This is a genomic window from Streptomyces sp. NPDC020996, assembly GCF_040641355.1.
GTDB lineage: Bacteria > Actinomycetota > Actinomycetes > Streptomycetales > Streptomycetaceae > Streptomyces.
The window spans coordinates 22,187-34,202 of record NZ_JBFADM010000030.1 but is presented as its reverse complement, the minus strand read 5'-3'; the positions used below and the strand labels follow the sequence as shown (position 1 = coordinate 34,202).

8 protein-coding genes and 1 pseudogene are annotated in these 12,016 nt (G+C 73.8%); 1 reads left to right on the top strand and 8 read right to left on the bottom strand.

Annotated elements, in window-relative coordinates; genetic code table 11:
- Positions 1-265 precede the first annotated feature (265 nt).
- The 6 genes from AB0G63_RS21055 to AB0G63_RS21030 all read right to left on the bottom strand — a co-directional run bounded on the left by AB0G63_RS21055 (position 266) and on the right by AB0G63_RS21030 (position 7,962).
- A complete protein-coding gene (locus tag AB0G63_RS21055) occupies positions 266-889 on the bottom strand; it encodes a GntR family transcriptional regulator (RefSeq protein WP_360752284.1) in 624 nt (207 codons plus the stop codon).
- Positions 890-1,174: 285 nt separating this feature from the next.
- Complete coding sequence (gene sucB, locus AB0G63_RS21050) at positions 1,175-3,049, bottom strand: 2-oxoglutarate dehydrogenase, E2 component, dihydrolipoamide succinyltransferase (protein ID WP_360752281.1); 1,875 nt, start codon at positions 3,047-3,049, stop codon at positions 1,175-1,177.
- A 60-nt stretch (positions 3,050-3,109) separates the two neighbouring features.
- Positions 3,110-4,498: a dihydrolipoyl dehydrogenase gene (gene lpdA / locus AB0G63_RS21045; RefSeq protein WP_360752279.1), complete on the bottom strand. Its 1,389-nt coding sequence runs from the start codon at positions 4,496-4,498 to the stop codon at positions 3,110-3,112.
- 240 nt (positions 4,499-4,738) lie between these two features.
- Positions 4,739-6,268, bottom strand: a complete 1,530-nt coding sequence (locus AB0G63_RS21040) for a leucyl aminopeptidase (RefSeq protein WP_360752276.1) — start codon at positions 6,266-6,268, stop codon at positions 4,739-4,741.
- 259 nt (positions 6,269-6,527) lie between these two features.
- Positions 6,528-7,097, bottom strand: coding sequence for an RDD family protein (locus AB0G63_RS21035; RefSeq protein WP_360752273.1), 570 nt, complete (start codon positions 7,095-7,097; stop codon positions 6,528-6,530).
- 67 nt (positions 7,098-7,164) lie between these two features.
- Positions 7,165-7,962: an adenosylcobinamide-GDP ribazoletransferase gene (locus AB0G63_RS21030; RefSeq protein ID WP_360752271.1), complete on the bottom strand. Its 798-nt coding sequence runs from the start codon at positions 7,960-7,962 to the stop codon at positions 7,165-7,167.
- A gap of 60 nt (positions 7,963-8,022) precedes the next feature.
- Here AB0G63_RS21030 and AB0G63_RS21025 point away from each other — a divergent pair, with 60 nt between their 5' ends.
- A complete protein-coding gene (locus tag AB0G63_RS21025) occupies positions 8,023-8,787 on the top strand; it encodes a hypothetical protein (protein WP_360752269.1) in 765 nt (254 codons plus the stop codon).
- A gap of 99 nt (positions 8,788-8,886) precedes the next feature.
- Here the strand turns inward: AB0G63_RS21025 and AB0G63_RS21020 are convergent.
- Together AB0G63_RS21020 and AB0G63_RS21015 are read right to left on the bottom strand one after the other, a co-directional pair.
- Positions 8,887-9,489: pseudogene (locus AB0G63_RS21020) on the bottom strand (hypothetical protein); the annotation flags it as partial.
- On the bottom strand, positions 9,486-11,222 hold the full coding sequence (locus AB0G63_RS21015; protein ID WP_360752266.1) for a phosphatidylglycerol lysyltransferase domain-containing protein: 1,737 nt from the start codon (positions 11,220-11,222) through the stop codon (positions 9,486-9,488). The gene AB0G63_RS21015 and the pseudogene AB0G63_RS21020, both read right to left, overlap by 4 nt.
- Between the last annotated feature and the right edge of the window lie 794 nt (positions 11,223-12,016).

Genomic DNA, 12,016 nt, shown 5'->3' with positions numbered 1-12,016 from the left:
CGCCTTCCTCAGTCGAAGGGGGTGCCCTCATCGGTAAGGGTTCGGGGGTGCCCTTGGTCTTTGGCAGGACAGGGCGCGGGGCTCGGGTTCGAGCCCGACCGCGACTGTATCCCCCTGATCGATGATCGATCAAAGGGTGACAGGCAAAAACTCTTGATGACGAGAAAGTAGGCACCGGGTGCCGTTCGAACAGGCACCCGGTGCCGTGTTTTGAGGTGGGTCGGCGGGCCGTTTCCGCAGGTGAGCGCGTTGCCGCTCGGTCGAGTCAGGCGCGCGGAGCGCAGCCCAGCACGTGCGCCTTCACCAGCTCGGCGATCCTCGGGTCACGCCGCCGGAACGCCTGCACCAGCTCCTCGTGCTCCTCGGCGTACGACTGCTGCACCGTCCCCAGCCACCGGATCGACAGCGCCGTGAAGACCTCGATGCCCAGGCCCTCCCAGGTGTGCAGCAGCACCGAGTTGCCGGCCGCCCGCACCAGCTCCCGGTGGAAGGCCACCGTGTGCCGCACCTGGGCCGTCCCGTCGGAATTGCGGTCGGCCTCGTACAGCGCGGCGACGTGCGGCTCCAGCGCCGAGCAGTCCTCCGCCAGCCGGTCGGCCGCGAGCTCCGCCGCGATCGCCTCCAGACCGGCCCGCACCGGGTAGCTCTCCTCCAGGTCGGCCGCCGTCAGGTTGCGCACCCGCACGCCCTTGTTGGGCGCCGACTCGATCAGCCGCAGCGACTCCAGCTCCCGCAGCGCCTCCCGCACCGGCGTCTGGCTGACCTCCAGCTCGGTGGCGATACGGCGCTCCACGATCCGCTCGCCCGGCTGCCAGCGCCCGCTGACGATCCCTTCCACGATGTGCTCGCGGATCTGTTCGCGCAGCGAGTGGACGACGGGCGCGGTCATGAGTGCTCCTTAGGAGAGGGCTCCGAACCGGTGCTGCGGCCCGAGGGCCGGGTGGAGGGACGGCGATCGGGCGGCGGGCGGAACCCCGGGTGCGTTCGACGATTAGACAATAAGGCCGGAAACGGCTTCGGGAGAGGCGCACGAGGGCGCTTTGACGCAGGTGAGACGAGACTTACACAGCGGTGTCCCCCCGGCCGCCCCCGGGAACGCGCGACGCCCCCGCCCGGAAGGCCCGGACGGGGGCGTCGTACGTACTCCTGGGGTGTCCCAGGGTGTTCCCGGGGGTCAGAGGCCGAGCTCGACCTCGAACTCGCCGGCCTCCAGGATCGCCTTGACCGCGGTCAGGTAACGGGCCGCGTCGGCGCCGTCCACCAGACGGTGGTCGTAGGAGAGGGTCAGGTAGGTCATGTCGCGGACGCCGATGACCGTGCCCTCCTCGGTCTCGATGACGGCCGGACGCTTGACCGTGGCACCGATGCCGAGGATCGCGACCTGGCCCGGCGGCACGATGATCGTGTCGAACAGCGCGCCGCGCGAACCGGTGTTGGAGATGGTGAAGGTCGCGCCGGACAGCTCGTCCGGGGTGATCTTGTTGGCGCGGACCTTGCCCGCCAGCTCCGCCGTGGCCTTGGCGATGCCCGCGATGTTGAGGTCGCCGGCGTGCTTGATGACCGGGGTCATCAGGCCCTTCTCGGAGTCCACCGCGATACCGACGCTCTCGGTGTCGAAGTAGGTGATGGTCCCCTCGGCCTCGTTGATCCGGGCGTTGATGACCGGGTGGGCCTTCAGCGCCTGCGCGGCGGCCTTGACGAAGAACGGCATCGGGGAGAGCTTGACGCCCTCGCGCGCGGCGAAGGAGTCCTTGGCCTGGGCGCGCAGCCGCATCAGGCGCGTGACGTCGACCTCGACGACCGAAGACAGCTGCGCCTGCTCGTGCAGGGCCTTGACCATGTTGTCGCCGATGACCTTGCGGATGCGCGGCATCTTGACGGTCTGGCCGCGCAGCGGCGAGGCCTCCAGGGCCGGCGCCTTCCTGGCGGCCGGGGCGGCCGGGGCGGCCGGGGCGGCCGGGGCCGGAGCGGCGGCGGCGGCCTTCGCGGCCTCGGCGGCGGCGATGACGTCCTGCTTGCGGATCCGGCCGCCGACGCCGGTGCCCTTGACGGCGGACAGGTCGACGCCGTTCTCGGCGGCGAGCTTGCGCACCAGCGGGGTGACGTAGGCGCCGTCGTCACCGGAGATCGCGGCCGGGGCCGGGGCCGGGGCGACCGGAGCGGGCGCGGGCGCCGGAGCGGCCGGGACCGGCTCGGGGGCCGGGGCGGTGACCTGCTGCGGGGCCGGAGCCGTGGGGGCCTGCGGGGCCGGGGCCGGGGCGGCGGGCGCGGGCGCCGGGGCCGGAGCGGCGGGGGCGGCCGGGGCCGCGGCAGCCGGAGCCGGGGCCGGGGCGGCCGGGGCGGCCGGGGCCTCGGCGGCGGGCGCCGGGGCTGGGGCGGCCGGGGCCGGAGCGGCGGCGGGGGCAGCGCCCGGAGCGCCGATGACGGCGAGCTTGGCGCCGACCTCGGCGGTCTCGTCCTCGCCGACGACGATCTCGAGCAGCACGCCGGAGGCGGGCGCCGGGATCTCGGTGTCGACCTTGTCCGTGGAGACCTCGAGCAGCGGCTCGTCGGCCTCGACGGAGTCGCCGACCGACTTCAGCCAGCGGGTGACGGTGCCCTCGGTGACGGACTCGCCGAGCGCGGGCAGGACGACGTCCGTGCCCTCGGCGGTGCCTGCGCCGGCGGCGGCCTCGGCGGTGGGCGCCGGGGCGGGGGCGGCCTGCTCGGTGGACGGCGCCGCGGCCTGCGGGGCCGGCTCCGGAGCGGGGGCCGGAGCGGGGGCCGGGGCCTGTTCGGCGGCCGGGGCGGGGGCCGCGGCGGGGGCGCCGGTGCCGTCGTCGATGACGGCCAGCTCGGCGCCGACCTCGACGGTCTCGTCCTCGGCGACCTTGATGGAGGCCAGGATGCCGGCGGCGGGCGAGGGGATCTCGGTGTCGACCTTGTCCGTCGAGACCTCGAGCAGCGGCTCGTCGGCCTCGACGTGTTCACCCTCGGCCTTCAGCCAGCGGGTGACGGTGCCCTCGGTGACGCTCTCGCCGAGCGCCGGAAGGGTTACGGAAACCGCCATGGTTTCGGTTGCTCCTAACGAATTGCGGAAGTCTGAGTCGTCGCGTTCGTCGACCGAGGGTCAGTCGTGCGAGTGCAGCGGCTTGCCGGCGAGCGCCAGGTGCGCCTCGCCCATCGCCTCGTTCTGCGTCGGGTGGGCGTGGATGAGCTGGGCCACCTCGGCCGGCAGGGCCTCCCAGTTGTAGATCAGCTGGGCCTCGCCGACCTGCTCGCCCATGCGGTCGCCGACCATGTGGACGCCGACCACGGCACCGTCCTTCACCTGGACGAGCTTGATCTCGCCCGCGGTGTTGAGGATCTTGCTCTTGCCGTTGCCCGCCAGGTTGTACTTGAGAGCGACGACCTTGTCCGCGCCGTAGATCTCCTTGGCCTTGGCCTCGGTGATGCCGACGGAGGCGACCTCCGGGTGGCAGTAGGTCACCCGCGGGACACCGTCGTAGTCGATCGGGACGGTCTTCAGACCGGCCAGGCGCTCCGCCACCAGGATGCCCTCGGCGAAGCCGACGTGCGCCAGTTGGAGCGTCGGGACCAGGTCGCCGACCGCGGAGATGGTCGGGACGTTGGTGCGCATGTACTCGTCGACCAGGACGTAGCCGCGGTCCATGGCGACACCCTGCTCCTCGTAGCCGAGGCCGGCGGAGACCGGGCCGCGGCCGACGGCGACCAGCAGCACCTCGGCCTCGAACTCCTTGCCGTCGGCGAGGGTGACCTTGACACCGTCCTGGGTGTACTCGGCCTTCTGGAAGAAGGTGCCGAGGTTGAACTTGATCCCGCGCTTGCGGAACGCGCGCTCCAGGAGCTTGGAGGAGTTCTCGTCCTCGACCGGGACGAGGTGCTTCAGGCCCTCGATGACCGTCACGTCCGCGCCGAAGGACTTCCACACGGAGGCGAACTCGACGCCGATGACACCGCCGCCCAGGATGATCGCCGACTTCGGCACCCGGTCCATGACGAGGGCGTGGTCGGAGGAGATGATGCGGTTGCCGTCGATCTCCAGGCCGGGCAGCGACTTCGGCACGGAGCCGGTCGCCAGCAGGACGTGGCGGCCCTGGACGCGCTGGCCGTTCACGTCGACGGAGGTGGGGGAGGACAGCCGGCCCTCGCCCTCGATGTACGTCACCTTGCGGGACGCGATCAGACCCTGCAGGCCCTTGTACAGGCCGGCGACGACGCCGTCCTTGTACTTGTGCACGGCCGGGACGTCGATGCCCTCGAAGGTGGCCTTGACGCCGAACTGCTCGCTCTCGCGGGCCTGGTCGGCGATCTCGCCCGCGTGCAGCAGGGCCTTGGTGGGGATGCAGCCCCGGTGCAGGCAGGTGCCGCCGACCTTGTCCTTCTCGATCAGGGCGACGTCCAGGCCCAGCTGCGCCCCGCGCAGGGCCGCGGCGTAACCACCGCTACCACCGCCGAGGATCACTAGGTCGAAAACGGTGCTGGCGTCGTTCGCCACGTCACGTCCTCCATGCATGTGCGCCACGCCGGTCGTCGCTGACCGGTCGGCGGCTGGTGTCCGGCCGCTGTTGCTTCGGCCCTGTGGTTGGGGGCCCTGTCCTGCCGTGCCCCATCTTCGCACTTGTCGGGACCCGACGAGACGCCGGGCCGGGGTGTGAGACGTCCCACGTTCGGCCGAGCGCAGGGCGACGGGGCCCCGCTCTACCCGCGTGCGGGGCCCCGTCGCGCACGGCGCTCGTCAGCCGAGGTCGCCGGCCGCCGTCAGCTCGGCCAGCCGCACCAGCGTGCGCACCGCCGTGCCCGTGCCGCCCTTGGGCGTGTAACCGAACGGGCCGCCCTCGTTGAAGGCCGGACCGGCGATGTCCAGGTGCGCCCAGGTGATGCCCTCGCCCACGAACTCGCGCAGGAACAGGCCCGCGACCAGGCCGCCGCCCATCCGCTCGCCCATGTTCGCGATGTCGGCGGTGGGGGAGTCCATGCCCTTGCGCAGGTGCTCCGGCAGCGGCATCGGCCAGGCCGGCTCGCCGACCTCCTCGGCCGCCTCGTGCACCGCGGAGCGGAACGCGTCGTCGTTCGCCATGATCCCGAACGTCCGGCTGCCCAGCGCCAGCATCATCGCGCCGGTCAGGGTCGCGACGTCGACGATGGCGTCCGGCTTCTCCTCGGACGCGGCCCACAGGGCGTCCGCGAGCACCAGCCGGCCCTCGGCGTCGGTGTTGAGGACCTCGACCGTCTTGCCGCTGTACATGCGCAGCACGTCACCGGGGCGGGTGGCGGAACCCGACGGCATGTTCTCGGCCAGCGCCAGCCAGCCGGTGACGTTGACCTCCAGGCCGAGCCGCGCGGCGGCGACCACGGCGGCGAAGACCGCCGCCGCACCGCTCATGTCGCACTTCATCGTCTCGTTGTGGCCGGCCGGCTTCAGCGAGATGCCGCCCGAGTCGTAGGTGATGCCCTTGCCGACGAAGGCGAGGTGCTTGGCGGCCTTGGCGGAGGTGTACGACAGCTTCACCAGCCGCGGACCCGCCGCCGAGCCCGCGCCGACGCCGAGGATGCCGCCGTAGCCGCCCTTCTCCAGCGCCTTCACGTCGAGCACCTGCACCTTGATGCCGTGCTCCTTGGCCGCGGCCTGCGCGATCGCGGCGAACGCCTCCGGGTCGAGGTCGTTCGGCGGCATGTTGATCAGGTCGCGGGCGCGGTTGAGCTCCTCGGAGACGGCGGTGGCGCGCACGACGGCCGCCTTGTGCTCCCTGTCGCGGGGCCGGGCGCCGAGCAGCGCGGCCTCGGCGAGCGGCGCCTTGGACTTGCCCTTGCCCTTGGCGTCCTTGCCGTTCTCCTTGTACATGTCGAAGGAGTACGCGCCGAGCAGCACGCCCTCGCCGATCGCGCCGACGTCGCCGGCGTCGGCGACGGGCAGGGCGAAGGCGGCCTTCCGGGCGCCGGCGAGGGCGCGGGCGGCGACGCCGGCGGCCTTGCGCAGCGCCTCCGCGTCGTAGCCGGCGTCCTTCTCGGGCTCGGCGCCCAGGCCCACCGCCACCACGAGCGGGGCCTTGAAGCCGGACGGCGCCGGCAGCTTCGTCACCTCGCCCTCGGCGCCGGTGGCACCGAGGGTGTCCAGGACGCCGGCGAGTCTGCCGTCGTAGGCCTTGTCCACGGCCTCCGCGCCCGGTGCGACGACCGGGCCTTCGGCGCCCTTGGCGACACCGATCACGATCGCGTCGGCCCGCAGGCCGGGCGCCGCGGCGGTGCTGAGAGTGAGAGCAGTCACGGTGGTGAAATCTCGCTTCCGATGTGAAGTTGCTGGGGTCGAGCGGTGTGGGCCGGCCGGGCCCGGAAGCCGACCCCGGTTCGGCCCGAGGGTGCGGCTTCGGCGGGGTCTTCCCCGGTGCGGCGAACACTCCGGACGAGCCTACGCGCGTGCGCGGGCCCGCTCGTTCCCGCGATTGTTCACCCGGGGGCGGGCTCCTGGACATCCGTCGCGCGACCGGGGCGCTCCCGCCTCCGTGGGTACGGGTGGCGCCGGCCCCTCAGGGAGCGGCGGCGAGGGACGGGGCACCGGCCCCGGTGACCGCGGTGCCGGCCATCCGGTCGGCGAGGGAACGGCGGCCCGGGAGGAGGACGGGCAGCGCGTTGAGCAGGAAGACGCCGACGGCCGCCGCCCACACCAGCACCGACAGCACGAACTGCCCCTCGATCAGCAGCACGCAGGCGACGGCGTAGACCGCGACGTCGGCGGCGGTGGTGACGGCGGCGCGCAGCGCGGCGCGGCGGGGCAGGCACGGGGTGACCTTCAGGCCGAGCAGGCCCTTGCCGACGGTGCGCCCCGCGAGGGCCAGGCAGCCCCACTGGTAGAGGAACGTGACCAGGACCAGCAGCCCGAAGGCCTCCTCCACGTACAGCACCGCCTTGCCCCACAGCGACAGCCCGAGGGCCTCCGAGGCGCCGATGACGTCCCCGCGCGCGGTCAGCAGGTCGAAGCCGCCGCGGGTGGCGAGGTCGGGCACGTCGGCGACGAGCGCGGAGATCCGGTTGAAGGTGAGCACGCCGAGCCCGGTGGCCGCCGCGACCACCAGCGCGAAGTCGATCAGCCAGGCCATGGCACGACGGAGTTTCGGCACAGTCGTCCCCCGATCACGATCCCGTGTCCGTGTACGGCGGAAGAGATTAGCGCCCCAGGCACAGCACCAGCAGCGAAACCGTCGCGGCCGTCTCGGCGAGCGCCCCGAAGACGTCGCCGGTCACCCCGCCGAAGCGGCGCGTGCAGTGGCGCAGCAGGAGTTCGCCCGCCCCGGCCGCGGCGAGCACCGCGAGGGCCGTGCGGACGGCGTCGTACGCCCCGAAGCACGCGCCGGCCGCGGCTGCCGCGCCGGTCACCACGGCGGCGGCGCCCGCCGCGCCGCGCACCGGGACCACGCCGGCGACCGCGGCCCCCAGCCCCTCCGGCCGCGCGGCCGGCACGCCGGTCCGCGCGGCCAGGGTCAGCGCCAGCCGGGCCGCGGCCGCGGAGACGGCGGCGGCGAGCGCGCCCCGGGCCCACGAGCCGCCGTACACCTGGGCCAGCGCCGCCACCTGCGCGAGCAGGACCAGGACCAGTGTGATCACTCCGAACGGACCGATGTCCGACTGCTTCATGATCCGCAGCGCGTCCTCGGCGGGCTTCCCGCTGCCCAGCCCGTCCGCGGTGTCCGCGAGACCGTCCAGGTGCAGGCCGCGGGTGAGGACGGCGGGCACGGCGGCGGAGGCGACGGCGGCGAGCAGCGCGCCGGCGCCCACCCGCAGCAGCAGCACGCCGGCCGCGGCCGCGGCCACTCCGACGGCCGCCCCGGCGACCGGGGCGCACAGCATGCCGGCGCGCGCCGCGTCCCGGTCCCAGCGGGTCACCCGGACCGGTAGCGCGGTGAGGGTGCCGAAGGCGAAGCGGAGGCCGTCCGGCCAGGCGGGAGTGGTGGAGGGTGCGGACACCGGCGCAGGTTACCCGGCGGTCGGGAGAGCGGGGGAGACGGCCGTGGATAAAGTTCCCATATGGGACATTGGTGGGAGCGGAACATCATCGAGCCCGGCAAGCTGCCGCTGCTCCTCGCCCTGACCGCGTTCGTCCTGACGTTCCTGATCACCCGGACGATCACCCGCCTCATCCGGGCGGGCCGGGGGCCCTTCGGCAACGTCAAGGCCGGCGGACTGCACATCCACCACGTCGTCCCCGGCGTCGTCCTCACCGTCGTCGGCGGCTTCGGGGCGGTCACCAGCGGCCGGTACGGCTTCGGGGCGGCCGCCTGCGCGGTGCTGTTCGGCATCGGCGCGGGCCTGGTCCTCGACGAGTTCGCGCTGATCCTGCATCTCCAGGACGTCTACTGGACCGAGGAGGGCCGCCAGAGCGTCGAGGTCGTCGTGCTCACCGCGGCCGTGGTCGGGCTGGTGCTCGCGGGCTTCGCGCCGTTCGGCGTCAACGACATGAGCCAGCAGGAGCTGAACAATCGCGGCGCCGTCATCACGGCCGTCGTGATCGACTTCCTGTTCTCGCTGGCCGTCCTGCTCAAGGGCAAGGTCCGCATGGCGGTCTTCAGCGTGATCGTGCCCTTCGTCGGCGTGATCGGCTTCGTCCGGCTGGCGCGCCCCGGCTCCCCGTGGGCCCGCCGCTTCTACCGCGACCGTCCCCGCGCCCGTGCCCGCGCCCTCCTGCGCGCCTACCACCACGACCGCCGCTGGGCGGGCCCGAGCCGGGCGTTCCAGGACTGGCTGGGCGGCAAACCCGGCCCCGAGCCCACCCGGGCCCTGGAGCGCCGGTGACCGCGGCACACCGCGGGCGTCCGCACCGCGCGGCTGGGGCTGAGGCTCCGGCTCCGGCTCCGGCGGGGAGGCGGGGCCGCGCGGGAGGAGCAGGGCCCCGGCGATCGCCGCGAGGTGCTCCTTGCCGGCGAGGTTCTCCTTCAGGGCGACCTCCAGCACTATCGCGCACACCACCGCACCGACCGTGACGCGCGCGCCGTAGCGCCTGCCCAGGAACACGGCGAGACCGACCACCGCCGCCGACGGGCCGGTGTCGACGACCTGGGCGTCGGAGCGGGGCAGCCCCAGCGGGCCGCCGGGGCCGAGCGCGATGCCCACGCGCGCGTACAGCGTGCCGGCGAGCGTGGTGGCGTACGCGACGACGAGCGTCCGCCACCGGCCCAGGCAGATCTCCGCGAGCCCGAACACGACCAGGACCTGTGCCAGCGCCCCCCACGCGGGCAGGTCGAGGGCCGGCACGAACAGCGACAGGGGGGTGCGCAGGAGGGCCGCCCAGAGCGGGTCCGCGGCGCGCACGGCCCCGGCGTCCTGCACCAGCCCGTACCCCCACGACCGGTTCTGCGCGAAGTGCAGCAGTCCCGTCAGGCACACCGCCCCCACGGTCATCGGCACCGCCCGCCCGCGCCGTTCCCGCAGCGGCTCGCGTACGGCGACGTACAGCCGTCCCCATTCGGCGCGGGCCCAGCGGGCGGGAGCCGTCATCCGCGTGTCTCCAGGTGCTTGCGGTGCAGCCACTTCGGCAGGCCCGGCGCCTCCAGGAAGCCCTCCGCGCGTGCCGACGCCAGCGCGATGCGCGGGAGGTCCGCGCTCTTCTCGAAGAGCAGGAACCGCGGCTCCCACACCGGCCGGTACTTGGCGTTGGCGCGGTACAGCGACTCGATCTGCCACCACCGCGAGAAGAAACTGAGCAGCGACCGCCACAGCCGCAGCACCGGTCCCGCGCCGAGCCGCGAGCCGCGCTCGAAGACGGACCGGAACATCGCGAAGTTCAGCGAGAGCTGCGTGACGCCGATGTCCCCGGCGCGGCGCAGCAGCTCGATCACCATGAACTCCATCAGCCCGTTGTCGCTGTCGCGGTCGCGCCGCATGAGATCGAGGGACAGCCCCTTGGGCCCCCACGGCACGAAGGACAGCAGCGCCCGCAGCTCCCCCTGGGCGTCCGCGCACTCGAGCATCACGCACCGCCCGTCCCGCGGGTCCCCCAGCCGCCCCAGCGCCATGCTGAACCCGCGCTCGGTCGCCCCGTCCCGCCAGTCGTCCGCGCGCTCGATCAGGTACGCCATCTCGTCCTCGGGGATGTCCCCGTGCCGCCGGACGCGCACCGTGTACCCGGCGCGCCGGACCCGGTTGAACGCCTGGCGCACGGTCCGCATGGCCCGTCCGTCGAGGGTGAACTCGGCCACCTCGACGACGGCCTCGTCGCCGAGTTCCAGCGCGTCGAGCCCGTGCCGCGCGTACACGGTCCCGGCCTCCTCGCTCGCCCCCATCACCGCCGGGATCCACCCGTGCGCGCGCGCCTCGGCGAGCCACGGCTCGATGGCGCCGGGCCACGCCTCGGGGTCGCCGATCGGGTCGCCCGAGGCCAGCGAGACGCCGCCCACGAGCCGGTAGACGACGGCCGCCTTCTTCGTCGGCGACCACACCACGCTCTTCTCCCGCCGCAGCGCGAAGTATCCGAGCGAGTCCCGCTCACCGTACCGGTCCAGCAGCGCCCGCAGCCGCGTCTCGTCGTCCTCGGTGAGCGGGTCGACGGCGCGCCGGGAGCGGAACGCGGCGTAGAAGACAGCCAGCACCAGCGCGGTGCTCAGGACGTTGATGGCGACGTTGGCCCAGTTCGGCGCGTCGATGCCGGGGAAGCGGGACTCGTCCACGGCCACCGAGACCAGCCGGAGCGCGCCGTAGTGCCAGCGCTCCGCGAACGTCGAACGCGCGGCGTCCGGATCCTGGTTGGTGACCGTCACCAGCAGCGCGGCGAGCAGTGAGCAGACCAGCGTGCCGACGACCGCGACGGCGGCGGCGAGCTTCGGGTTGGACCGGTCGCCCTTGGCGTAGAACTCCCGCCGCCCGACGAGCAGCGCGGCGACGAACGCGGCGGTGAGGCCGAGGGAGACCCAGTTCTGGGCGTACCGGCGGACCTCCTCCAGCGACATGGCGAGGACGAACAGGGCGAGGAACGGGCCGGCCAGGGCGAGGTTGAGGATCCACGCGGCCCGCTTGCGCCGCCGCATGGTGATCGCCAGGAAGGCGGTGAACACCCCGGAGGCGAAGCCGGCGGTCAGCAGGTACGGCGTGAAGAGGTTCTCCTGGTTGTGCCGCCGTACGTCCTGCCCCAGGGAGACCCACACCGCACTGAGGAAGTTGACGAACGCTACGGCCCGCAGGTACCAGACGGCGAACGCGGCCGCTCGCCGCGGGGCAATTCGGGCATCTCCCATGAGTGAGTATCATATGGGCGATCCCTCTGCGAATCGCCTCAACCCCGCTCCCCCCGCGCGGTCACCCTCCGATTCCACCCCCGCTGTCACCCGATCTCCCCCACCCCACCCCAAGCCCCCAGCCCCGCCGACGCCCGGCCCCCGACCCGCCCGGCTCCGGCCCGGCGGTCCCGGCTCCGGCCCGGCGGCCCGGGGTCCGGCCTGGATGGCCCGGGGTCCGGCCTGGCGGTCCGCTCCGGCCTGGTGGCCTGGTGGCCCGACCCCGGGCCGGCGGCCGTGGTGGGTTTCAGGAACCGTCTCCGGTCTTGGCGGTCTCCGCGACCCCGGCTGCCCCGGGCGCCCCGGCGGTCTCCGGCTGTCGGATGCCCTGGGGGCTGGTGGCAATGGTGGGCTGTCGGCGTTGGCGCCCCCGATAGCTCCGGCCGCCCCCGGCGGCCTTGGCGGGCCTCCGGTCAGTCTCCCGCTTTTGGGCGCCCGGGGGCCGGCGGTCCCGGTGGCCTGCTCGGTCTCCTCGCCCGAATGGGGCGCGGGGAACTGCGCGACCCGCCACGACGGTGCAGGACGCGACCGATGGCACGGCCCGGCAGGCCCAGCGCAGCGCTCAGCTCGCCGGAATCTCCGGCGCCGCCCGAATGGGGCGCGGGGAACTGCGCGACCCGCCACGACGGTGCAGGACGCGACCGATGGCACGGCTCGACAGGCCCAGCGCAGCGCTCAGCTCGCCGGAATCTCCGGCGCCGCCCGAATGGGGCGCGGGGAACTGCGCGACCCGCCACGACGGTGCAGGACGCGAC

Coding starts and splice junctions, on each gene's coding strand:
- AB0G63_RS21025 (WP_360752269.1), top strand. CDS start 8,023: ATGGGACATTGGTGGGAGCGGAACATCATCGAGCCCGGCAAGCTGCCG.
- sucB (WP_360752281.1), bottom strand. CDS start 3,049: ATGGCGGTTTCCGTAACCCTTCCGGCGCTCGGCGAGAGCGTCACCGAG.
- AB0G63_RS21035 (WP_360752273.1), bottom strand. CDS start 7,097: ATGGCCTGGCTGATCGACTTCGCGCTGGTGGTCGCGGCGGCCACCGGG.
- AB0G63_RS21015 (WP_360752266.1), bottom strand. CDS start 11,222: ATGGGAGATGCCCGAATTGCCCCGCGGCGAGCGGCCGCGTTCGCCGTC.
- AB0G63_RS21055 (WP_360752284.1), bottom strand. CDS start 889: ATGACCGCGCCCGTCGTCCACTCGCTGCGCGAACAGATCCGCGAGCAC.